Origin of the sequence: Pseudomonas sp. LAMO17WK12:I5, assembly GCF_900215165.1 — a bacterium.
In the GTDB taxonomy this organism is placed as follows: Bacteria; Pseudomonadota; Gammaproteobacteria; order Pseudomonadales; family Pseudomonadaceae; genus Aquipseudomonas; species Aquipseudomonas putida_A.
On sequence record NZ_OBDS01000009.1, the window covers coordinates 42,585 to 66,898 of the forward strand.

Annotated in this window: 18 protein-coding genes and 1 tRNA gene; 16 read left to right on the forward strand and 3 right to left on the reverse strand. The window is 59.5% G+C overall.

Going from position 1 to position 24,314, the window contains the following annotated elements:
- Nucleotides 1-30 precede the first annotated feature (30 nt).
- The 5 genes from glpE (at nt 31) to CRO59_RS17000 (ending at nt 6,809) form a co-directional block, all read left to right on the forward strand.
- Nucleotides 31-360, forward strand: coding sequence for a thiosulfate sulfurtransferase GlpE (gene glpE, locus CRO59_RS16980; RefSeq protein WP_027610715.1), 330 nt, complete (start codon nt 31-33; stop codon nt 358-360).
- 294 nt (nt 361-654) lie between these two features.
- The gene (locus CRO59_RS16985; RefSeq protein WP_003228848.1) at nt 655-2,577 is read left to right on the forward strand and encodes a PrkA family serine protein kinase; all 1,923 of its coding nucleotides are present in this window, start codon (nt 655-657) and stop codon (nt 2,575-2,577) included.
- 107 nt (nt 2,578-2,684) lie between these two features.
- A complete protein-coding gene (locus tag CRO59_RS16990; protein WP_003228849.1) occupies nt 2,685-3,956 on the forward strand; it encodes a YeaH/YhbH family protein in 1,272 nt (423 codons plus the stop codon).
- A complete protein-coding gene (locus CRO59_RS16995; protein ID WP_003228850.1) occupies nt 3,953-5,515 on the forward strand; it encodes a SpoVR family protein in 1,563 nt (520 codons plus the stop codon). The genes CRO59_RS16990 and CRO59_RS16995 overlap by 4 nt, the downstream gene beginning before the upstream one ends.
- A 64-nt stretch (nt 5,516-5,579) precedes the next feature.
- A complete protein-coding gene (locus CRO59_RS17000) occupies nt 5,580-6,809 on the forward strand; it encodes a multifunctional CCA addition/repair protein (RefSeq protein ID WP_097089127.1) in 1,230 nt (409 codons plus the stop codon).
- Nucleotides 6,810-6,889: 80 nt separating this feature from the next.
- Here CRO59_RS17000 and folK read toward each other — a convergent pair whose 3' ends face one another.
- Together folK and folB are read right to left on the reverse strand one after the other, a co-directional pair.
- Nucleotides 6,890-7,408 carry a 2-amino-4-hydroxy-6-hydroxymethyldihydropteridine diphosphokinase gene (folK, locus tag CRO59_RS17005; RefSeq protein ID WP_097089125.1) on the reverse strand — a complete coding sequence of 173 codons (519 nt, stop codon included), beginning with the start codon at nt 7,406-7,408 and terminating at the stop codon, nt 6,890-6,892.
- Nucleotides 7,399-7,755, reverse strand: a complete 357-nt coding sequence (gene folB / locus CRO59_RS17010) for a dihydroneopterin aldolase (protein WP_003228857.1) — start codon at nt 7,753-7,755, stop codon at nt 7,399-7,401. The genes folK and folB overlap by 10 nt, the downstream gene beginning before the upstream one ends.
- A 74-nt stretch (nt 7,756-7,829) precedes the next feature.
- Between folB and plsY the strand changes: the two genes are divergently transcribed.
- Nucleotides 7,830-8,399 (forward strand): glycerol-3-phosphate 1-O-acyltransferase PlsY, encoded by a 570-nt coding sequence (plsY, locus tag CRO59_RS17015; protein WP_097089123.1) that lies wholly within the window; start codon nt 7,830-7,832, stop codon nt 8,397-8,399.
- A 35-nt stretch (nt 8,400-8,434) separates the two neighbouring features.
- Here the strand turns inward: plsY and tsaD are convergent, their stop codons facing one another.
- Nucleotides 8,435-9,460 carry a tRNA (adenosine(37)-N6)-threonylcarbamoyltransferase complex transferase subunit TsaD gene (tsaD, locus tag CRO59_RS17020; protein ID WP_097089121.1) on the reverse strand — a complete coding sequence of 342 codons (1,026 nt, stop codon included), beginning with the start codon at nt 9,458-9,460 and terminating at the stop codon, nt 8,435-8,437.
- A gap of 199 nt (nt 9,461-9,659) precedes the next feature.
- Between tsaD and rpsU the strand changes: the two genes are divergently transcribed.
- The 10 genes from rpsU to pqqA all read left to right on the forward strand — a co-directional run bounded on the left by rpsU (nt 9,660) and on the right by pqqA (nt 24,236).
- The gene (gene rpsU, locus CRO59_RS17025; RefSeq protein WP_002551877.1) at nt 9,660-9,875 is read left to right on the forward strand and encodes a 30S ribosomal protein S21; all 216 of its coding nucleotides are present in this window, start codon (nt 9,660-9,662) and stop codon (nt 9,873-9,875) included.
- A gap of 481 nt (nt 9,876-10,356) precedes the next feature.
- Complete coding sequence (gene dnaG / locus CRO59_RS17030) at nt 10,357-12,321, forward strand: DNA primase (RefSeq protein WP_007966496.1); 1,965 nt, start codon at nt 10,357-10,359, stop codon at nt 12,319-12,321.
- Between the two features lie 67 nt (nt 12,322-12,388).
- Nucleotides 12,389-14,236: an RNA polymerase sigma factor RpoD gene (gene rpoD / locus CRO59_RS17035; RefSeq protein ID WP_027610709.1), complete on the forward strand. Its 1,848-nt coding sequence runs from the start codon at nt 12,389-12,391 to the stop codon at nt 14,234-14,236.
- 126 nt (nt 14,237-14,362) lie between these two features.
- A complete protein-coding gene (locus CRO59_RS17040) occupies nt 14,363-18,109 on the forward strand; it encodes a bifunctional diguanylate cyclase/phosphodiesterase (RefSeq protein WP_027610708.1) in 3,747 nt (1,248 codons plus the stop codon).
- 15 nt (nt 18,110-18,124) lie between these two features.
- Nucleotides 18,125-18,201: transfer RNA gene (locus tag CRO59_RS17045), tRNA-Ile, on the forward strand.
- 177 nt (nt 18,202-18,378) lie between these two features.
- Nucleotides 18,379-18,840 (forward strand): Lrp/AsnC family transcriptional regulator, encoded by a 462-nt coding sequence (locus CRO59_RS17050; RefSeq protein ID WP_097089120.1) that lies wholly within the window; start codon nt 18,379-18,381, stop codon nt 18,838-18,840.
- Nucleotides 18,841-19,047: 207 nt separating this feature from the next.
- Entirely contained in the window at nt 19,048-20,730 is a 1,683-nt protein-coding gene (locus CRO59_RS17055; protein ID WP_097089118.1) for an NAD(P)/FAD-dependent oxidoreductase, read from the forward strand.
- A 12-nt stretch (nt 20,731-20,742) separates the two neighbouring features.
- A complete protein-coding gene (locus tag CRO59_RS17060; protein ID WP_097089115.1) occupies nt 20,743-21,537 on the forward strand; it encodes a carbon-nitrogen hydrolase family protein in 795 nt (264 codons plus the stop codon).
- Between the two features lie 48 nt (nt 21,538-21,585).
- A complete protein-coding gene (pqqF, locus tag CRO59_RS17065; protein ID WP_097089113.1) occupies nt 21,586-24,003 on the forward strand; it encodes a pyrroloquinoline quinone biosynthesis protein PqqF in 2,418 nt (805 codons plus the stop codon).
- A gap of 158 nt (nt 24,004-24,161) precedes the next feature.
- Nucleotides 24,162-24,236 carry a pyrroloquinoline quinone precursor peptide PqqA gene (gene pqqA, locus CRO59_RS17070; protein ID WP_003422658.1) on the forward strand — a complete coding sequence of 25 codons (75 nt, stop codon included), beginning with the start codon at nt 24,162-24,164 and terminating at the stop codon, nt 24,234-24,236.
- Nucleotides 24,237-24,314 lie beyond the last annotated feature (78 nt).

The following is a 24,314-nucleotide window of genomic DNA, read 5'->3' on the forward strand; positions in this document are numbered from 1 at the left end:
GCGCACTCTGCCGAGCTACAGGAACCCGCCATGAGCGAATTCAAACGAATCCCCCCGGAACAGGCCCATGCCCTGCGTGAGCAAGGCGCAGTCGTGGTCGATGTCCGTGATCCTGCAACTTTTGCCGCCCTGCATATCAGCGGTTCGAAGCATCTGGACAACCACTCGCTGCACGCCTTCATTCAAGGCGCCGACCTCGATGCACCGACCGTTGTCGTCTGCTACCACGGCAATTCCAGCCAGGGCGCGGCCGCCTACCTGATCAGCCAGGGCTTCTCCGACGTCTACAGCATGGACGGCGGCTTCGAGCTGTGGCGTGCGACTTATCCGTCGGAAACCGCGCAAGGCACCGCCGAATAATTTTTTTGTCACGCGCAGGCCCCGGCTGCCGTGGGCCTGCGCGCGGCAGACGAACGGTCTGCCACAACTAATTACGTATCTCGCCTTTACCTCTCGAATTCCCAACTATCCTTAAGCCCAGGCCATCCAAAACAGGGGAGAGCCGGTACACCGGCGCACGGGTCATCGGGAGTGACTTTCAAGGTTGTCGACCGCGAAAGTGTTCTGGGGGGTAAACAAGCGGCCACCACGGCTGCTTGCCAGCATCGACTGAGTGATCCGGCGTCGGCTCCACGTATCGAGCGAGGTGACGTCATGAGTATCTTTAGCCACTTCCAACAACGCTTCGAGTCCACACGCCAGGAAGAACTCTCGCTGCAGGAGTACCTGGAGCTGTGCAAAAAGGACCGCAGCGCTTACGTTTCCGCCGCCGAGCGTCTATTGATGGCCATCGGCGAACCCGAGCTGCTCGACACGTCGACCAACTCGCGGCTGTCGCGGATCTTCTCCAACAAGGTGATTCGTCGCTATCCGGCCTTTGAAGACTTCCACGGGATGGAAGAATGCATCGACCAGATCGTCTCGTATTTCCGCCATGCCGCCCAAGGCCTGGAAGAGAAGAAACAAATCCTCTACCTGCTCGGCCCCGTCGGTGGCGGTAAATCGTCCCTGGCCGAGAAGCTGAAACAGCTGATGGAAAAAGTGCCCTTCTACGCGATCAAGGGCTCGCCGGTATTCGAATCGCCTCTGGGTCTGTTCAACGCCACCGAAGATGGCGCGATCCTCGAGGAAGACTTCGGCATCCCGCGGCGCTACCTGAACACCATCATGTCGCCGTGGGCGACCAAACGCCTGGCCGAATTCGGTGGCGACATCAGCCAGTTCCGTGTGGTCAAACTGTATCCGTCGATCCTCAACCAGATCGCCGTGGCCAAGACCGAACCGGGCGACGAAAACAACCAGGACATCTCGGCGCTGGTGGGCAAGGTCGACATCCGCAAACTCGAGGAATACCCACAGAACGACGCCGACGCCTACAGCTACTCCGGTGCGCTGTGCCGGGCCAACCAGGGCCTGATGGAATTCGTCGAAATGTTCAAGGCACCGATCAAGGTGCTGCACCCATTGCTGACCGCCACGCAGGAAGGCAACTACAACAGTACCGAAGGGCTGGGGGCGATTCCGTTCACCGGGATCCTGCTCGCGCACTCCAACGAATCGGAGTGGCACACCTTCCGCAACAACAAGAACAACGAAGCCTTCATCGACCGGATCTACATCGTCAAAGTACCGTACTGCCTACGGGTCAGTGACGAGGTGAAAATCTACGACAAATTGTTGTTCAACAGCTCTCTGGCCAAGGCCCACTGCGCCCCCGACACCCTGAAGATGCTGGCGCAGTTCACCGTGCTGTCGCGCCTCAAGGAACCGGAAAACTCCAACATCTATTCGAAGATGCGTGTCTACGACGGGGAAAACCTCAAGGACACCGATCCAAAGGCCAAGTCGATCCAGGAATACCGCGATTCGGCGGGCGTCGACGAAGGCATGAACGGTCTCTCGACCCGCTTCGCGTTCAAGATTCTGTCCAAGGTGTTCAACTTCGATCCGCATGAAATCGCCGCCAACCCGGTGCACCTGTTGTATGTACTGGAACAACAGATCGAGCAGGAACAGTTCCAGGCCGAGACCCGCGAACGCTACCTGCGCTACCTCAAGGAGTACCTGGCGCCGCGTTATATCGAATTCATCGGCAAAGAGATCCAGACCGCTTATCTGGAGTCTTACAGCGAATACGGGCAGAACATCTTCGACCGCTACGTGCTGTATGCGGACTTCTGGATCCAGGATCAGGAATACCGCGATCCGGAGACCGGCGAGATTCTCAACCGTGTCGCCCTGAACGAAGAGCTGGAGAAAATCGAAAAACCGGCGGGCATCAGCAATCCGAAGGATTTCCGCAACGAGATCGTCAACTTCGTATTGCGCGCTCGGGCCAACAATAACGGCAAGAACCCGACCTGGCTCAGCTACGAGAAACTGCGGGTGGTCATCGAGAAGAAAATGTTCTCGAACACCGAAGACCTGCTGCCAGTCATCAGCTTCAATGCCAAGGCGAGCAAAGAGGATCAACAGAAACACAACGACTTCGTTACTCGAATGGTCGAACGCGGCTACACCGACAAACAGGTAAGACTTCTGTCCGAATGGTACCTACGGGTCCGGAAATCGCAGTAAAACAGCTACAAGCTTCAAGCTACGAGCTGCAAGAAAAAAGCATGTGAACGCTGTGCTTCTACTTGCGGCTCGCAGCTCACAACTTGAAGCTGCCCGGAGGGCCACGTATGAGCTATGTGATCGACCGACGTCTCAATGGCAAGAACAAGAGCACGGTTAACCGCCAGCGCTTCCTGCGGCGTTACCGTGATCACATCAAGAAGGCTGTCGAAGAGGCAGTCAGCCGCCGTTCCATCACTGACATGGAGCACGGCGAACAGATCAGCATTCCCGGTCGCGATATCGACGAACCGGTGCTTCACCACGGTCGCGGCGGCAAGCAGACCGTGGTTCATCCCGGCAACAAGGAATTCACTGCTGGCGAACACATCGCCAGGCCTCCGGGGGGCGGCGGTGGACGCGGTCCCGGCAAGGCTGGCAATTCCGGCGAGGGCATGGACGAATTCGTTTTCCAGATCACCCAGGAGGAATTCCTCGAGTTCATGTTCGAGGACCTTGAACTGCCGAATCTGGTGAAACGCAACCTGAGCGGTACCGACACCTTCAAGACCGTGCGCGCGGGGATCAGCAACGAGGGCAACCCGTCACGGATCAATATCATCCGCACCCTGCGCTCGGCCCACGCCCGACGCATTGCGCTGTCCGGCAGCAGCCGTGCCAAACTGCGCGAGGCCAAAGAGGAACTGGCGCGATTAAAGCGCGAAGAGCCGGACAACTTCGGCGATATTCAGGAACTGGAAGCAGAAATCGAGAAACTCAGCGCGCGCATTCACCGCGTGCCATTCCTCGATACTTTCGACTTGAAATACAACCTGCTGATCAAGCAACCCAACCCCAGCTCGAAAGCGGTGATGTTCTGCCTGATGGACGTGTCCGGCTCGATGACCCAGGCGACCAAGGACATCGCCAAACGCTTTTTCATCCTGCTGTACCTGTTCCTCAAGCGGAACTACGACAAGATCGACGTAGTGTTCATCCGCCATCACACCAGCGCCCGGGAAGTGGACGAGGAAGAGTTCTTCTACTCGCGGGAAACCGGCGGCACCATCGTCTCCAGCGCCCTGAAGCTGATGCAGGAGATCATGGCCGAGCGCTACCCGAGCAACGAATGGAACATCTACGCCGCTCAGGCTTCCGACGGCGACAACTGGAACGATGACTCGCCGATCTGCCGCGACATCCTGATCAATCAGATCATGCCGTTTGTGCAGTACTACACTTATGTGGAGATCACCCCGCGCGAACACCAGGCCCTCTGGTACGAATACGAACGCATCGCCGAAGCCTTTTCCGACACGTTTGCCCAGCAGCAACTGGTCTCGGCCGGGGATATCTATCCGGTCTTCCGTGAACTCTTCCAGCGCAGGTTAGTGACATGACCGCCAAAGAGCAGAAACGCCAACCCATTTCCACCGGCTCCGAATGGACGTTCGAGCTGATCCAGGCCTACGACCGCGAAATCGCCCGGATTGCGGCCGGCTATGCCCTGGACACCTATCCCAACCAGATCGAAGTGATCACCGCCGAACAGATGATGGACGCCTATGCCTCGGTCGGCATGCCACTGGGCTATCACCACTGGTCCTACGGCAAACACTTCCTCAGCACCGAGAAATCCTACAGCCGCGGCCAGATGGGGCTGGCCTACGAGATCGTGATCAACTCGGATCCGTGCATCGCCTACCTGATGGAGGAAAACACCATCTGCATGCAGGCGCTGGTGGTGGCGCACGCGTGCTATGGCCACAACAGCTTCTTCAAGGGCAATTACCTGTTCCGCACCTGGACCGATGCCAGTTCGATCATCGACTACCTGGTGTTCGCCAAGCAGTACATCATGCAATGCGAGGAGCGCCACGGTATCGATGCGGTGGAAGACCTGCTCGACTCCTGCCATGCGCTGATGAATTACGGGGTCGACCGCTACAAACGTCCCTACCCGATTTCCGCCGAGGAAGAACGCCGGCGGCAGAAGGATCGCGAAGAACACATGCAGAAGCAGATCAACGATCTGTGGCGCACCATCCCCAAAGGCGCGGACAAGTACAGCGACAAGGACAACGCCAGGTTCCCCGCCGAACCGCAGGAAAACATCCTGTATTTCATCGAGAAGCACGCGCCGTTGCTGGAGCCGTGGCAACGGGAGATCGTGCGGATCGTGCGCAAGATCGCCCAGTATTTTTATCCACAGCGTCAGACGCAGGTGATGAACGAAGGCTGGGCCACCTTCTGGCACTACACCCTGATGAACGACCTGTACGACGAGGGCCTGGTGACCGACGGGTTCATGATGGAATTCCTCACCTCGCATACCAGCGTGGTGTTCCAGCCAGGCTTCGACAGCCCTTACTACAACGGGATCAACCCTTACGCACTGGGCTTCGCGATGTATCGCGACATCCGCCGCATGTGCGAAAACCCCACCGAGGAAGACCGGCGCTGGTTTCCGGACATCGCCGGTTCCGACTGGCTGTCGAGCATCAAATTCGCCATGAGCAGTTTCAAGGATGAGAGCTTCATCCTCCAGTACCTGTCACCGAAAGTGATCCGCGACCTGAAGCTGTTCAGCATCCTCGATGACGACCAGAAGGACGATTTGCTGGTGCCGGCGATCCACGACGAAACCGGTTACCGGATCATCCGCGAAACCCTGGCCGCGCAGTACAACCTCGGCAACCGCGAACCGAACGTGCAGATCTACAGCATCGACCGCCGCGGCGACCGCTCGCTGACCCTGCGTCACCAGCAACATGACCGCAAACCCTTGGGCGATTCCACCGACGAGGTACTGAAACATCTGCACCGGTTGTGGGGCTTCGACATTCACCTGGAAACCCTTCAGGGCGACCAGATCATGAAAACTCACCACGTACCGCCGCGAAGTGAACACAGCGAGGGTGATTACGGTCGACTCGACCTGGCCGTGATTCATCTCTAGATGCGGTTCTGACCTCCGAAAGTCCGACACAAGGGTTATCCTGTCGGGCTAACGGAGGTTTTTTATGCAGATTTTCAAGGTTGGCGGTGCGGTACGCGATCGCTTGCTGGGTATACCGGTCACCGACGTTGATCGGGTGGTGGTGGGCGCGACCACTGAGGAAATGCTCGCCCAAGGGTTTCGCCCCGTGGGTGCGGATTTTCCGGTATTCCTTCACCCGAATACCGGCGAGGAATACGCGCTTGCCCGTACCGAACGCAAAAGCGGTCGCGGTTATGGCGGGTTCACTTTTCACGCAAGCCCCGAAGTCACTCTGGAAGAAGACCTGATCCGTCGTGATCTGACCATCAATGCGATAGCTGAGGACGACCAGCAGAACCTCACCGATCCCTATCATGGGCAACGCGATCTCGAAGCGCGGATCCTGCGCCACGTTTCCCCCGCATTCGCCGAAGATCCGCTCCGCGTGCTGCGCGTTGCGCGCTTTGCTGCCCGTTATGCCAGTCTTGGCTTCACTGTCGCACCAGAAACACTGGAACTGATGCGCCAGCTCAGCGAGTCCGGCGAACTGCAGGCGCTGACCGCCGAACGCAGCTGGAAAGAAATCTCCCGCGCACTGATGGAAGATCAGCCGCAGGTATTCATCCAGGTGCTGCGCGATTGCGGCGCACTGAAAGAACTGATGCCGGAAGTCGACGCGCTGTTTGGCGTGCCACAACCGGAAGTGCATCACCCGGAAATCGACACCGGCCTGCACACTCTCAGCGTTCTGGAGCAATCAGCGCTGCACAAACAACCGCTGACGGTACGCTGGGCTTGCCTGCTGCATGACCTCGGCAAAGGCCTGACGCCAGAAGAAGAGTGGCCACGACATATCGCCCATGAACACACTGGGTTGAAGCTTATCAAAGCGGTCAACGAACGCTTCAAGGCACCGAAGGATTGTCAGGAGTTGGCCTTGCTTGTCGGCAAGTACCACACCCACTGTCACCGGGCGCTGGAATTGAAGGCCTCAACATTGCTGGAGCTGTTGCAGAGCTTTGATGTGTATCGACGACCGCAGCGGTTTGAAGAGTTTATCGGCGCATGCGAAATGGACGCCCGAGGCCGTAAAGGGCTGGAGCAGAGAAGTTATCCACAGGCCGATTATTTACGCGGCGCTGCCCAGGCTGCGCGGGAAGTCGCGGTGCAGCCGTTGCTGGAGAAGGGATTCAAAGGCCCGGAACTGGGCGAAGCGCTGAAGCGAGAACGACTGAAGGCGCTAAAAGCCTACAAAGACAAGGCGTCAGCCTGAAAAGCTTCGCGAGCAAGCCCGCTCCCACAAGGGGAATGCATTCCAAATGTGTGGGCTTGCTCGCGAAAGCGGCCGTTAATTCAACGTAAATCCGAAGACGTCAGTTGCTGCCCACGCCACTCAAAGGCCACCGGCGCCAACACCTGATCAATCTGCGCCTCGGCCCACAACGTCGCGAAGCTTTTTCCCACACCCGGATGCACTCGATCCGGCGCAATCAGCGACAGCGGCCACAGCACAAAGGCGTTTTTCAGGATTTCGGCACGCGGCAGGATCAAGCCGTCGAAGTTACCGGTCAGATCGCCGTATAACAGCACGTCGATATCCAGCGGCAGCCCCTTGCGATCCGGCGCATAGCGACCGTTATCGGCTTCGATGAATTTCAGGCGCCGATCCAGCTCCATCAAGGGCAGATCGGTAAACGCCGAGACCACGAAGTTGAAGAAAGGCCCGCTCTTGATCCCCACCGGCTGACTCTCGAACACCGCCGAACAGCGGATATCCACCAGAAACGTCGCCAAAGCGTCGAGCCCGGCGCGCAAATGGGTTTCGCGCTCGATATTGCTACCGAGCCCGAGGTACACCTGAGTCAGCGACATCCGCGCTCGATCTCCACACCCACGCCACCCTTGGCGGCCGGCACGGCGCCCGGCTTGGTCAGCTTCAGACGAACCCAGGTGATCTTGAATTCGGCCATCAGCACTTCGACCAGGCGCTCGGCAAAGGTCTCGACCAGTTGATATTGGGATTGCTCGGCAAAGGCCTGGATGCGCGTGGAAACGCTGGCGTAATCGAGCGCCAGGGTCAGGTCGTCACCGGCGGCGGCCGGGCGATTGTCCCAGGCGAAGCTCAGATCAAGACGCAGGCACTGTCGAATGCCCCGCTCCCAGTCGTAAGCACCGATCACGGTGTCGACTTCCAGGCCCTCGATAAACACTCTGTCCAAGCACTTTTCTCCGCTGCACGACAAGGGCGCAATGCGCCGTTAGAATCAGGGCGTCCTCGCCCGGAATAGTTAGCATGTTTTGGTTACTGGCGACTCTCGCCTACCTGCTCGGCTCTCTGTCCTTCGCCATTTTGCTCAGCCGCCTGACCGGAAACCCGGATCCGCGAATGAGTGGCTCGGGTAATGCCGGCGCCACCAACATGCTGCGCCTGGCCGGTCGCAAACTGGCGATCCTGACCCTGCTCGGTGATCTGTGCAAAGGCCTGGTACCGGTGCTGATCGCAGCGGCCGCTGGCCTTTCGTTGCAGGATCAGGCCTGGATCGGCGTGTGCGCCGTGATCGGTCACCTGTTCCCGCTGTATTTCCGTTTTCGCGGCGGCAAAGGCGTCGCCACGGCCGCCGGCATGCTGCTGGGCCTGTATCCACCCGCCGCGCTGCTGGCGGTGTGCGCCTGGCTGCTGACGTTCTACCTGACCCGTACCAGCTCGCTGGCGGCGTTGATCGCCACGCCCCTGACCTTGCCCTTACTGGCGTGGCAAGAACCGGAGGCGCTGCTGCCGATGAGCGCGTTGACATTGCTGATCGTCTGGCGCCACCGCGGCAATCTACGCGACCTGTTTGCCGGGCGCGAACGGCATTTTTAAATACCGCTCAGCCTCACCGCCAATCGCACCGCCAATCACAGTGCCGACAACTGCTCCATCGGCCAGCGCGCCTGCACGCTGATCGCCAGACTTTCCTGCTGACCGGCCTGCAAACGCTGACAACCGGCAAACGCGATCATCGCGCCATTGTCGGTGCAGAACTCCGGGCGGGCGTAGAACACATCGCCCTGCATATCGCCGAGCATCTTTTCCAGCGAAGCGCGCAAGGCCTTGTTGGCGCTGACGCCGCCAGCGATCACCAGACGCGTCATGCCCGCGTGTTTCAGGGCGCGCTTGCACTTGATGGTCAAAGTCTCCACCACGGCCTGCTGGAACGCCAGCGCGATGTCGCAACGGGCTTGCTCGCTGTCGTCCCCGGCGTTGACGCATTGCTGCCAGGTATTGAGAGCAAAGGTCTTCAAGCCGCTGAAGCTGAAATCCAGGCCCGGGCGATCACACATCGGACGCGGGAAGGTGAAACGTCCTACGACGCCCTTCTCGGCCAGCTTGGCGATTTCCGGCCCGCCCGGATAATTGAGGCCCATCATTTTCGCGGTTTTGTCGAACGCTTCGCCGGCGGCATCGTCGAGGGTCTCGCCGAGCAGGCTGTATTGGCCAATACCATCGACCTGAACCAGTTGCGTATGCCCCCCGGAAACCAACAAAGCGACGAACGGGAATTCCGGCGGTTTTGGCTCCAGCATCGGCGCCAGCAGGTGGCCCTCCATATGGTGCACACCGAGTGCCGGAATGCCCCAGGCAAACGCCAGCGCCTGAGCGCACGAGGCACCCACCAGCAACGCCCCGACCAGGCCCGGGCCCGCGGTGTAGGCGATCGCATCAATCTCGGTCGGCACGCAGTCAGCCTCGGCCAACACCTGACGAATCAAGGGCAGCATGCGTTTGACATGGTCACGCGAGGCCAGCTCCGGCACCACGCCGCCATAGACGCGGTGCAGGTCGATCTGGCTGAACAGCGCGTCGGCCAGCAGGCCGCGTTCACTGTCGTATAATGCGACGCCGGTTTCGTCGCAGGAGGTTTCTAATCCCAGTACTAGCATGGGTTTGCGCCTTGTTTAGGCTGAATTCGAAGGCGCGCATAATAGTCGCCATGCGATGCCCCGACTAGCGGTTTTCGATCAGAGGCTTTGCATTCCGAGCGATGAGGGGTTAACATCCGCAACCCTTAAAAACCGACGTCTTCAAGTGCTCTTTTGCCGCGAGGATGTTGACCCCGGTAATGAATGAAGGTAGCTCTGGATGCCAGCCGTCAAAGTTAAAGAGAACGAACCCTTCGACGTAGCTCTGCGTCGTTTCAAGCGCTCCTGCGAAAAAGCCGGTGTACTGGCTGAAGTTCGTAGCCGCGAATTTTACGAGAAGCCAACTTCTGAGCGTAAGCGCAAAGCAGCAGCCGCTGTTAAGCGTCACGCCAAGAAAGTTCAGCGCGAACAGCGCCGCGCCGTTCGTCTGTACTAATACACAGACGATCGTAGCAAGCTTCTTGCCTAAGCCCGGCCCTCAGCCGGGCTAATGGCATTTGCGTAAAACGCTTGATGCTTCACCGTCGAAGCCGCACACGCGACCGAGACAAATCTGCTTCACGCGTCAGACCTGGCTCTTTTGCCAGCGGTGCACGTCTTTTCTGACGAGCCTTTCAAGGCTACTGACGAGCACACCCACTGATTCCTCTTACGACGATCAGCCCAAGGCACCTGCATGCGTGCCCGTTTTATTGAGCTATCCGGGGCCATTTATCGGCCGTCAGCGGATTCAGCGCAACACTTTCAAATAGTCGAAAACTGATGAGTACTAACGTCAGTGGTTTTTCGGCAGATACACTTCCCGACAGCGATCACGCAACCGAACCCGGTCGAGCCGCCCACTTTGTGCGCCTTACTCAAGACCTGCGTCCGGCCGCCCTTCGCATCGGACTCATTACAGCGCAGACGAGAACGCCATGGCCGGGCTGATTCCCCAGAGCTTTATTGACGACCTCCTGAACCGCACCGACATCGTCGACGTGGTCAGCTCGCGCGTGCAACTGAAAAAGGCCGGCAAGAACTACACCGCCTGCTGCCCGTTCCATAAAGAGAAAACCCCATCGTTCAGCGTCAGCCCGGACAAGCAGTTCTATTACTGCTTCGGTTGCGGCGCCGGTGGCAACGCCCTCGGCTTTCTCATGGACCACGACAACCTGGATTTTCCCCAGGCGGTTGAGGACCTGGCTAAAGCCGCCGGCATGGAAATCCCCCGCGAAGAAAGTGGCCGCCCGCACAAACCGCGGCAGCCAACCGATTCGCCGCTGTACCCGCTGCTCACCGCCGCCGCCGATTTCTACCGCCAGGCGCTCAAGAGTCATCCGGCGCGCAAGGCTGCGGTGGATTATCTCAAGGGCCGCGGACTGACCGGCGAGATCGCCCGGGACTTCGGTCTCGGCTTCGCGCCGCCGGGCTGGGACAACTTGTTCAAGCATTTGAGCAGCGACACTTTGCAGCAGAAGGCCATGATCGACGCCGGCCTGCTGATCGAGAACGCCGAAACCGGCAAACGCTATGACCGCTTCCGCGATCGCGTGATGTTCCCGATTCGTGATACCCGCGGCCGCATCATCGCTTTCGGTGGCCGGGTACTCGGCGACGACAAGCCGAAATACCTGAACTCGCCGGAAACCCCGGTATTTCATAAAGGCCAGGAGCTCTACGGCCTCTATGAAGCACGCAAGAACAACCGCAACCTCGACGAAATCATCGTCGTCGAGGGTTACATGGACGTCATCGCCCTCGCCCAGCAAGGTTTGCGCAATGCCGTCGCGACCCTGGGCACTGCAACCAGCGAAGAACACCTCAAGCGTCTGTTTCGGGTAGTGCCGAACGTTTTGTTCTGCTTCGACGGTGACCAGGCCGGCCGCAACGCCGCCTGGCGCGCACTGGAAGCAACATTGCCGTGCCTGCAGGACGGGCGCCGCGCGCGCTTTCTGTTTCTGCCCGAAGGCGAAGACCCGGACACCCTGGTTCGCGCCGAAGGCACTGATGCCTTCAAGGCCCGAATCAACCAACATGCGCAACCGCTGGCCGATTATTTCTTCCAGCAACTGACCGAGGAAGCCGATCCACGCTCGCTCGAAGGCAAGGCCCACATGGCCACCCTTGCCGCGCCGCTGATCGACAAAGTGCCGGGCGCCAACCTGCGTATCCTGATGCGCCAGCGCCTGACCGAAATTACCGGCCTGAGCAGCGAAACCGTCAGCCAGCTTGCGCAAAGCGCGCCCCAGGAAGCGCCGCCCGCCTACGATCCGGGCATCGATTACGACGCAATGCCGGATTACAGCGACTACCATCAGCCGCAGGCACAAGACATGTATGTGCCGCAGCAGGAGTGGACGCCGAAGAAACCCGGCGCCGGCGGCAAGAAATGGGACAAGAAACCCTGGGACAAGAACGGCAAGCGTGGCGGCGATCGCGATCAACAACGCCCGCGCACGCCGATTGGCGTCGAATCGCCAACCCTGACCGCCCTGCGAACATTGCTGCATCACCCGCAACTGGCCGAGCGCGTCGAGGACGCCGGGCACATTGCGGACGAAAATCAGACCAACGCACAGTTGCTTGTGGCGCTGCTCGAAGCCGTACAGAAGAATCCCAAGCTAAACTCATTTCAGTTGATCGCGCGATGGCACGGCACTGAACAGGGTCGCTTGTTGAAAGCGCTGGCGGAAAAGGAGTGGCTGATTGACGGAGAAAACCTTGAACAACAGTTTTTCGACACCATTACTAGCTTGTCAGCCCGCCAACGCGAGCGAAATCTGGAACAGTTGCTCAGGAAAGCGCGTCAAAGCGAACTGAGCGCCGAAGAGAAAAATCAACTGCGCGACCTTTTAAGTCGCAATGTTTCCGCATCAAACCCGACCTCAACTGGCGCGTGAGGTCATAGCTCAGGTATAATCCTCGGCTTGTTTTTTGCCCGCCAAGACCTTCAGTGGATAGGGTGTTATGTCCGGAAAAGCGCAACAGCAGTCTCGTATTATTGAGTTGATCAAACTGGGTCGTGAGCAGAAGTATCTGACTTACGCCGAGGTCAACGACCACCTGCCCGAGGATATTTCAGATCCGGAGCAGGTGGAAGACATCATCCGCATGATTAACGACATGGGGATCCCCGTACACGAGAGTGCTCCGGATGCGGACGCCCTTATGTTGGCCGACGCCGATACCGACGAGGCCGCTGCGGAAGAAGCAGCCGCTGCGTTGGCAGCGGTGGAGACCGATATCGGTCGCACCACTGACCCGGTGCGCATGTACATGCGTGAAATGGGTACGGTCGAGCTTCTGACTCGTGAAGGCGAAATCGAAATCGCCAAACGTATCGAAGAAGGCATCCGTGAAGTGATGAGCGCGATCGCGCACTTCCCTGGCACGGTTGACCACATTCTCTCCGAGTACACTCGCGTCACCACCGAGGGTGGTCGCCTGTCCGACGTTCTGAGCGGTTACATCGACCCGGACGACGGCATTGCGCCGCCGGCCGCCGAAGTGCCACCGCCGATCGACGCGAAAGCCGCCAAGGCTGACGACGATACCGACGACGATGACGCCGAATCTTCGGATGACGAAGAAGAAGCCGAAAGCGGTCCGGATCCGGTCATCGCGGCCCAGCGTTTTGGCGCTGTGTCCGATCAGATGGAAATCACCCGCAAGGCCTTGAAAAAGCACGGTCGTCACAACAAGGCAGCGATTGCCGAGTTGCTGGCCCTGGCCGAGCTGTTCATGCCGATCAAACTGGTGCCGAAGCAATTCGAAGCCCTGGTCGAGCGTGTTCGCAGCGCCCTGGATCGTCTGCGTCAGCAAGAGCGCGCGATCATGCAGCTGTGTGTACGTGATGCACGTATGCCACGCGCCGATTTCCTGCGTCAGTTCCCGGGCAATGAAGTCGACGAAAGCTGGTCCGACGCCCTGGCCAAAGGCAAGAGCAAATACGCCGAAGCCATTGGTCGCGTCCAGCCGGACATCATCCGTTGCCAGCAGAAACTGATCGCGCTGGAAACCGAGACCGGCCTGACCATCGCTGAAATCAAGGACATCAACCGTCGCATGTCGATCGGTGAGGCCAAGGCCCGCCGCGCGAAGAAAGAGATGGTTGAAGCCAACTTGCGTCTGGTGATCTCGATCGCCAAGAAGTACACCAACCGCGGCCTGCAATTCCTCGATCTGATCCAGGAAGGCAACATCGGTCTGATGAAAGCGGTGGACAAGTTCGAATACCGTCGTGGTTACAAATTCTCGACTTATGCCACCTGGTGGATCCGTCAGGCGATCACTCGCTCGATCGCCGACCAGGCCCGCACCATCCGTATTCCGGTGCACATGATCGAGACGATCAACAAGCTCAACCGCATTTCCCGCCAGATGCTGCAGGAAATGGGTCGCGAACCGACCCCGGAAGAGCTGGGCGAACGCATGGAAATGCCTGAGGACAAGATCCGCAAGGTATTGAAGATCGCTAAAGAGCCGATCTCCATGGAAACCCCGATCGGTGATGACGAAGACTCTCATCTGGGTGACTTCATCGAAGACTCGACCATGCAGTCGCCAATCGATGTTGCAACCGTTGAAAGCCTGAAAGAAGCGACTCGCGAAGTGCTGTCCGGCCTCACTGCCCGTGAAGCCAAGGTTCTGCGCATGCGCTTCGGTATCGACATGAACACCGACCACACACTCGAAGAAGTGGGCAAACAGTTTGACGTAACGCGTGAGCGGATCCGTCAGATCGAAGCCAAGGCGCTGCGCAAGCTGCGCCACCCGACGCGAAGCGAGCATCTGCGCTCCTTCCTCGACGAGTGATACCAGAACCCCCGGCCCAGGCCGGGGGTTTTGTTTATGCGGCAGATTAAATCCCTCGCACCGCCCCTCCCCGGCATACCCCGTCTACACTCGAAACAATGAATCCCGTGCCATAACGAGACGGTTATGCCCAGACTGGCGCCCGTGCTTTTCTTGCTGTCACTGATGATCTGGACCGCAACGGCTGACGCGCTGACTCTGACCGATGAAGAACGTAGCTGGCTGGCGGCTCACCCGGACTTGCGCCTGGGTGTCGATGCATCGTGGCCGCCGTTCGAGTTCCGCGATGAACAAAATCGCTATCAAGGCCTGGCCGCCGACTATATCGACGTGATCCGCCAGCGCCTGTCGATCAAACTCAATCCGGTCGAGCCATCAAGCTGGACCGAAGTGCTGGCGCAGGTGAAAACCGGCAAGATCGACCTGCTGCCAGGGATCATGTCCACGCCGGAGCGCCAGAACTATCTGTCGTTTACCCGCCCCTACCTCGATTTCCCGATCGTGATCCTCGCCCACATCGGCGGCGCTCAGCCGCGCAAAATCGAGGACCTGTACGGTCTGAAGATCGCCGTGGTGGAGAACTACGCCCCCCACGAACTTCTGCGCACCCACCATCCCGACCTGAATCTGGTGGCCATGCCCAATGTCAGCTCGGCCTTGCAGGCTCTGGCTACCGATGAGGTAGACGCCGTGGTCGGCGACCTTGCCTCCAGCGTCTGGAGTCTGCGCCAGCTCAAGCTCGACGGTTTATACGTCAGCGGCGAAACCCCGTATCGCTATCAGCTGGCAATGGGCGTACCCCGCGACAACAAAATGCTGGTGGGTATTCTGGACAAAGTCCTGGCGGACATGAGCCCCGAGGAAATCAGCAGCATTCAGGAACATTGGGTCGGTAATGTTCTGGACCATCGGACATTCTGGTCGGATCTTCTGATCTATGGCCTTCCGGGCCTGTTGCTGCTGGTCAGCATTCTGGCGGTGGTCATTCGCATCAATCGCCGCTTGAGTTCGGAAATCGCCCGCCGCGTCGACCTAGAACAGGAATTGCGCAGCAGCGAATATCATTACCGCGGATTGGTCGAGAGCCTTTCGGCCATCGCCTGGGAAGCGCGCATGAGCGACTTCACCTACAGCTATGTGTCGCCCCATGCCGAAGATCTGCTCGGTTATCCACAGGCGCACTGGCTGATTCCGGGCTTCTGGCGCAACATCATTCACCCCGCCGACCTGACCCGCGCCCAGGCCATTTGCGATGAGGCGGTACGCGACGGACGCGATCACACCCTCGACTATCGGGTGATCACCGCTGACGGGCGCTGCCTGTGGGTGCGTGACATTGTCAGTCTGATTGAACATGGCCACGAGCCTGTGATGCGCGGGCTGATGATCGACATCAGCGAAACCAAGCGCACTGAGGAGGCGCTGCGGCTTTCGGAGCAGAAGTTCGCGTCGGTGTTCCAGCAATGCCCGGATATCCTCGTGATCGCGCGGTTGTCCGACGGCTGTCTGCTGGAGGTCAACGAAGCCTTTGAAGAGCAGATCGGCCTCAAGGCCAAGGACGTCGTCGGCCAGACCGCCACCGAACTCAACATCTGGGGCATCCCCGGGGTCGGGCCCGGGCTGTTACAGCGCTTGCAGGCCGGCAGTATCCGCAACCTGGAGATGCCCTTTCGCCGCAACAATGGCCAGGTGTTCACCGGTCTGATCTCCGCCGAGCCCTTCGACCTCGACACCACTCCGGCGCTGGTGGTGGTCGTGCGCGACATCACCCAGCTCAAGGAAACCCAGCAGCAACTGCAAACCTCCGAAGAGAAGTTCGCCAAAGCCTTTCACGCCTCGCCGGACGGCTTGCTGCTGTCGCGTCAGAGCGATGGCTTGCTGCTGGAGGTCAACGAGGGCTTCAGCCGCATCACCGGGTTCAACAGCGCGATGTCGGTGGATCGCTCGGCGCTGGACCTGGGGATCTGGGTCAATCTCAACGAACGCAAGCAGATGCTCGACCTGCTGCACCGCGACGGCTTCGTACGCGATTTCACCTGCCATATCCGCCGCAGCGACGGGCAGATCCGACTGTGCGAAGTCTCCAGCCGTCCGCTGCCGATCGGCGAAGAAGATTGCATGTTGACCATCGCCCGGGACATCACCGAGCGCCATTTGATGCAGGAAAAACTGCAGCAGGCGGCCACCGTATTCGAGAGCACCGCCGAAGGCGTGTTGATCACCGACACCCAGCAGCACATCAGCGCGGTGAACCGTGCGTTCACCGAAATCACCGGCTACAGCGAAAGCGAAGCCCTCGGCCACACCCCGCGTCTGCTCGCCTCGGGGCTGCACGACAGTGCGTTTTATGCGGCAATGTGGCACCAGTTGACTGCTGAGGGACACTGGCAGGGCGAGATTTCCAACCGGCGCAAGAACGGCGAGTTGTATCCGAGCTGGCTGACCATCAGCGCCGTACGCAACCGCGACAAGTTCATCACCCACTTCGTCGCGGTGTTCGCCGATATCTCCAGCCTCAAACACGCACAAGCCAAGCTCGATTATCAGGCGCACCACGACCCGCTCACCGGCCTGCCGAATCGCACCCTGTTCGAAAGTCGCCTGCTCACCGCGCTGAACAGTCAGCAGGAAAACGGTGGTCAGGGCGCGGTGCTGTTCCTCGATCTCGACCGCTTCAAACACATCAACGACAGCCTCGGCCACCCGGTTGGCGATCTGCTGCTCAAAGGCATTGCCGTGCGTTTGAAAGAACAACTGCGTGATATCGACACCGTCGCACGACTGGGCGGTGATGAATTCATCATTCTGCTGCCGGGTCTGCAACAAGCCAGCGATGCCGACAACATCGCATTCAAACTGCTCAACTGCTTTGGCGCACCGTTTCAGGCCGGTGAGCACGAGTTCTTCATCAGCGCCAGCATCGGCACCAGCCTCTATCCACGGGATGGCTGCGATGTCGCCACCTTGGTGAAAAACGCCGACGCGGCGATGTACCGCTCCAAGGCCAAGGGCCGCAACCGCGTCGAAAGCTACACTCGCGACCTCACTGCCCAGGCCAGCGAGCGCGTGGCACTGGAGCACGAACTGCGCCGGGCCATCGAGCGCGAAGAGTTGTTCCTCTACTACCAACCGAAAATCAGCCTCGACGACCATCGCCTGGTCGGTGCCGAAGCACTGATCCGCTGGCGTCACCCGACCTTCGGCGAAGTGCCGCCGGAGCACTTCATTCCACTGGCCGAAGAGAACGGCATGATCCTGCAGATCGGCGATTGGGTGCTCGAGACCGCCTGCCGGCAGATGTTCGAGTGGAGCCAGATCTACGACAGCCTCGGCCCGCTGTCAGTCAACCTCGCCGGTGCGCAACTACGCCAGCCGAATCTGCTCGGACGCATCGAACAACTGCTCAGGGACAACCGTCTGCAGCCGGATTTACTGCAACTGGAAATTACCGAAAACTTCATCATGAGCCAGGCCGAGGAGGCCTTGGCGGTGCTGCACCAGCTCAAACACTTGGGCGTACAACTGGCGATCGACGACTTCGGCACCGGTTATTCTTCGCTCAGCTACCTCAAACGCCTGCCGCTGGACATCCTCAAGATCGACCAGTCCTTTGTTCGCGGACTGCCCGATGACCCGCACGACGCGGCGATTGTTCGCGCGATCATCGCTCTGGGCCGGAGCATGCAATTCACCGTGATCGCCGAAGGCGTCGAGACCCAGGCCCAGCAACAATTCCTCGCCGCCGAAGGTTGCGAACAGATCCAGGGCTACATCGTCAGCCTGCCGCTGCCCCCGGAAGAATTCGCCGCAACGTTTCTTCGTGTAACCGTATCGGATTATTCGGATAGCACAGCCGCCAAACCGTCGCTATAATCCGCGGCCTACTGAGGGCCTATAGCTCAGTTGGTTAGAGCAGAGGACTCATAATCCTTTGGTCCACGGTTCAAGTCCGTGTGGGCCCACCACATTTGAAAGCCGCGCTACATGCGCGGCTTTTTCTTGGGCGATCGGTTGATGTTTGTTTTGGCGCAACAATTGCCTCCACGCATAAGTGACGTGCCCAGTCATCGCCAGCAGCGTGTCGCAGATAGTGCCTGTAACATGCAAACTCATCCGCCCTCGACAGTCATGGAGCCACACCGTTGCCCGACACCCGCCCACACGCCCTCGACGAAATCGACCGCCAGCTGATCGCCGCCCTGCAAATCAACGCCCGCGAAAGCGTGGCCATGCTTGCCCGGCAGTTGGGAATTGCGCGCACCACCGTGACTTCGCGGTTGGCGCGGCTGGAGAGGGCCAAGGTGATCACCGGTTATGGCGTACGTTTGGGGCAGCGCGTGGTCGATGGCGGGTTGCAGGCGTATGTCGGGATAAAGGTGCAGCCGCGTTCCGGCAAAGAGGTATTGCGCCGGTTGAGCGCGATGGCGCAGGTGCAGCAGTTGTGTGCGGTGAGTGGCGAATTTGATTATGTGGCGTGGCTGCGCACAGATTCGCCGGAGCAGCTCGATCAGTTGCTGGATCAGATTGGCAGTGTGGATGGGGTGGAGAAGACCACGACCTCGATCATTTTGAGCAGCAAGATTGATCGGGGGCAGCCGGTTTGAGCGCTGGTGAGCTTGATTGCCTCATCGCGAGCAGGCTCACTCCTACATTTGGTCGGAGTGAAGTCAGTAATCGTCATATTGATCAGTTAACTGGCAAAACGACGATACTTTGCGTCTTATTAACGTGTTCTACGCTCCCTAGAATGGCTGGCATCTTTTCCTATACTCAGACGCGCATCCTGCGTCGGGTCGCCAGCAAGGTCAGCCATGAACAAGAACAATCGCCATCCTGCAGACGGTAAGAAACCCGTCACCATTTTCGGCCCGGACTTTCCGTTCGCCTTCGACGACTGGATCGAACACCCGGCCGGTCTCGGCAGCATTCCTGAACACCATCACGGCGCTGAAGTGGCGATTGTCGGCGCGGGTATCGCGGGTCTGGTGGCCGCCTACGAACTGATGAAGCTCGGCTTGAAACCAGTGGTGTACGAGGCCTCGAAACTGGGTGGCCGCCTGCGTTCGCAAGCGTTCAACGGCACCGACGGCATCGTCGCGGAACTGGGTGGCATGCGTTTCCCGGTGTCCTCAACTGCGTTTTATCACTACGTCGACAAGCTCGGTCTCGAGACCAAACCTTTCCCGAACCCGCTGACACCGGCCTCCGGCAGCACCGTGATCGATCTGGAAGGCAAAACCCATTACGCACAAAGCCTGAAGGATCTTCCTGCACTGTTCCAGGAAGTGGCTGACGCCTGGGCGGATGCGCTGGAGGCTGGCTCGCAGTTCGCTGATATCCAGCAAGCGATCCGTGAGCGCGACGTACCACGCCTCAAAGAACTCTGGAACAAACTCGTTCCGCTGTGGGACGACCGCACGTTCTACGATTTCGTTGCCACTTCCAAAGCCTTCGCCAAACTCTCGTTTCATCACCGCGAAGTGTTCGGTCAGGTCGGTTTCGGCACTGGCGGCTGGGACTCGGACTTCCCCAATTCGATGCTGGAAATCTTCCGCGTGGTGATGACCAACTGCGACGATCACCAGCATCTGGTGGTTGGCGGTGTGGAACAAGTGCCGCAAGGCATCTGGCGGCATGTGCCGGAGCGCTGCGTGCACTGGCCGGAAGGCACCAGCCTGAAATCCCTGCACCGTGGCGCGCCGCGTTCCGGCGTGAAGAAAATCGCTCACGCGCCGGACGGCCGTTTCGCCGTCACCGACAACAACGGCGACACCCGCGAATACGCCGCCGTGCTGACCACCTGCCAGAGCTGGCTGCTGACCACGCAGATCGAATGCGACGAAACCCTGTTCTCGCAGAAGATGTGGATGGCGCTGGATCGCACGCGCTACATGCAGTCGTCGAAGACCTTCGTCATGGTCGACCGGCCATTCTGGAAGGACAAGGACCCGGAAACCGGTCGCGATCTGATGAGCATGACCCTCACCGATCGCCTGACCCGCGGCACCTATCTGTTCGACAACGGTGACGACAAGCCGGGAGTGATCTGCCTGTCCTACTCGTGGATGAGCGACGCGCTGAAGATGCTGCCGCACCCGGTGGAAAAACGCGTAGAGCTGGCGTTGAACGCGCTGAAGAAGATCTACCCGAAAGTCGATATCGCCGCGCGGATCATCGGCGATCCGATCACCGTGTCGTGGGAAGCCGACCCGTACTTCCTCGGCGCATTCAAAGGCGCCCTGCCCGGCCACTATCGCTACAACCAGCGCATGTACGCGCACTTCATGCAGGACGAGATGCCAGCCGAGCAACGGGGGATTTTCATCGCCGGTGACGACGTATCGTGGACCCCGGCGTGGGTCGAAGGCGCGGTGCAGACGTCGCTCAACGCCGTGTGGGGGATCATGAAGCATTTCGGCGGTTCGACACATAAAGAGAACCCGGGCCCGGGTGATGTGTTCAAAGACATCGGCCCTATCGCCCTGCCCGAGTAAGAGGATTCCCCGATGCGTGTAGCCCTTTACCAATGCCCACCGCTGCCCCTGGACCCCGCCGCCAACCTGCATCGCCTGCAGCAACTGGCGATGGAGGCCAAGGGTGCCGACCTGCTGGTGCTGCCGGAAATGTTTCTGACCGGCTACAACATCGGCAAGGAAGCGGTCAGCACCTTGGCCGAGGTCTACAACGGCGAATGGGCGCAACAGATCGGTCGAATCGCCAAAGCCGCCGGGCTGGCAATTGCTTACGGGTACCCCGAGCGCACGGCCGATGGGCAGATCTACAACGCCGTGCAGTTGATTGACGCGCACGGCGAGCGCCTGTGCAACTACCGCAAGACCCATCTGTTCGGCGACCTGGATCGTTCGATGTTCAGCCCCGGCGAAGATGATTTTCCGGTGGTCGAGCTCAACGGCTGGAAGCTCGGTTTCCTGATCTGCTACGACCTGGAGTTTCCCGAGAACGCGCGGCGTCTGGCGCTGGCCGGTGCCGAGCTGATTCTGGTGCCGACGGCAAACATGATTCCGTTCGATTTCGTCGCTGACGTTACCGTGCGTTCCCGTGCCTTCGAAAACCAGTGTTACGTGGCGTACGCCAATTATTGCGGGCAGGAAGGCGAGATCCACTATTGCGGACAAAGCAGCATCGCCGCGCCGGACGGCAGCCGTATCGCCCAGGCCGGACTCGATGAAGCATTGATCGTCGGTGAGCTGGATCGACAGTTGATGGCAGATTCCCGCGCCGCCAATCGCTACCTCAACGACCGTCGTCCCGAGCTTTACCACGCGTTGAACAAGCGCTGACCCCACCCAATCCGCTAGCATTGGCACTTCACTGTTCTGGAAGTGCCCATGCCTGCGCCGACTCACCCCCGCCCCCACACTGAAACCCTGCCAAACGGCTTGCGCGTGACCCTGCGTCAGGTGCCCGGCTTGAAGCGCAGTGCCGCTGCGTTGCGGGTGGCAGCCGGTAGCCATGACGTGCCACTCAAGTGGCCGGGACTGGCGCATTTTCTTGAGCATTTGCTGTTTCTCGGCACTGAGCGTTTTCCTGCGAGTCAGGCGCTGATGGCCTACGTGCAAAGTCACGGTGGCCAAGTGAATGCAAGCACCCGTGAACGCACCACAGACTTCTTCTTCGAACTGCCGACCTCGGCCTTCAGTACCGGGCTTGAGCGTCTGTCAGACATGCTCGCCCAGCCGCGTATGAATCCGCACGATCAGTTGCGCGAACGAGAAGTGCTGGACGCGGAATTCGTCGCGTGGTCGCAAGATCCGACGGCTCAGCAGGAACTGGCGCTGTACGAGGGATTGCCGGCCACACATCCGCTGCGCGGGTTTCATGCGGGAAATCGCGACAGCCTGAAAGTTGAGTTACCAGCGTTTCAACAGGCGCTGAAAGATTTCCACCGGCAGTTTTATCGCACCGGACAAATGACGCTGAGCCTGGTCGGGCCGCAGAGCATCGAGGAATTGCGCGTACTGGCGCAGCAGTTCGCCGCCGTGCTGCCGGTTGGGGATAAGGTCGAGCAAGCAGCGCCGCTGCCATTGGCGGTAAAAAGTTATCAACAGGTCGGCGAGCGAAGCGGCAATCTGTTGTTCGCTTTCGAAGCGCTGCCCGACTCGTCCGCCGAAGCGCTGGCGTTTCTCTGCCATTGGCTGAACAGCGCCAAGCCCGGCGGGCTGCTCGCCCATTTGCAGCAACACCGCCTCGCGGATAGTTTGAAAGCCGTGCCGCTGTATCAGTTCGCCGGGCAAGCGCTGCTGCATCTGCAATTCACCGCCCCCGCCGAATCTCTGAGCGTCATTGGTGAACAACTGCTGGACTGGTTGAGCTTCTTTGCCGCGCAACAGGACTGGGCAGCGCTGCGCGAGGAGTACACCAGGCTGCTTGAGCGTCAGCAGCAAATCAGCAGCGCCCTGCAACTGGCGCGGCTCGACAGTGAACAACGCGAACACGGTCTGTCGGAAAACGGCGTTGTTGCGCTCAAACAGATCCTGCGCGACATCGGCGTTGTGGATAACTTCAGCGACCATTGGCATCTGCCTGCCGCCAACCCTTTCCTGGGTTGCAACGAACCGCTGGCCAATGCCGGCCTGATTCGCGGCCAGACCAGCGCCCATCGTGGGTTGCGGACTTTCGCTCAGGATCGCTCGCGCGGTCGGCGTGAGCGTTCACCGATGCAATTCAGCCAGGCGCTGCCGGAGCATAGCGATCACGGCGCGATTTACCTGCGTTGGCAAACGGAGGCGGCGGCCGGCACAGATCTGCAAGGCAAGCTGCGACGCAGTCTGCGGGAAACTCAGGAAGATGCGCGGCAGGCCGGCGTCGAGTTGGCGTTCAGCGCCACCGGCACGCAGTGGCTGCTGAAACTGACGGGCTTGCAGGAGCCGATGCCCAGTGTCCTCGAACACGCGCTGAAATGTCTGACGCAAATTGACGCCGATTCAGCGAGCGCAGAGGCAGAAACACCGTTGATACCGATCCGCCAGTTACTCAAGGCGTTGCCTGAATATTGTCTGTCATCGGCCGTCGAGTCGAACGACGTCAAACAGTTGTGGACAACTTCGCGCTGGGACGGACTGGCCCTTGGTCTCAACGCACAGACGCAATCGGCCATGGGCCTGGCCCTGAGCCGCATCCCCGGCATACCGGACAATCAATTGCCGGCAGCGACGGCGATCAACCCGCAACGTCTGTGGAGCCACATCGACACCGCGTCCAGCGAGCATGCGTTGCTGCTGTTCTGCCCGAGCGCCAGCCGCGAGATCGCCGACGAAGCCGCCTGGCGCTTGCTCGCGCAGCTGTGTCAGACACCGTTCTACCAGCGCCTGCGGGTCGAATTGCAATTGGGCTACGCGGTATTCAGCGCCTTGCGACAGATGCATGGCCAGAGTGGATTGCTGTTCGGTGTGCAGTCGCCGAATACTGCGCCCGTTGAGCTGCTTGGGCATGTCCAGCAGTTCCTCGAGGGCATTCCTGCGCTGATCGAAAACCTCGATGAAGAGGACTTCAACCAGCAACGCCAGTCACTCGCGGATCAGTTCGATGAGAGTCATCTGTCCGGCAAAGACGCCGCCGAGTTGCTGTGGCAGGCCAAGCTCGCCGGCCACTCGTCGGATTATCTGGCGCAACTGCACACAGCCATGGGTCAACTGAAACGCTCAACATTGCTGGACGCAGCGCAGCGCTTGCTCAACCCCAAGGGCGGCTGGCGCTGCCTGGCCAGCGAATCGTCACCCGGCGCGCCGTGGCAAGCGACAAAATGATCATTACCAAGGCTGCAAGGAGCTTTCTCAAAGATTCACGGGCAATACCGTTGAAATTTTGAGTAACATAGCAGCCTAACTATTTGGAACATCCCTGCGCTGCCGTGGACTATAACTATGGACAGCGCTATCCCACCCACCCAATGAGGAGTCACCCTATGTCCTGGACAAAACCGGCTTACACCGACCTGCGTATCGGCTTCGAAGTCACCATGTACTTCGCCAGCCGCTGAGTTCTGCCTACGCAGACTTGCAGTGCAACGCCTCGGCTCGCCGGGGCGTTTTATTTTCAGCGTTGAAAGATGGGAGCG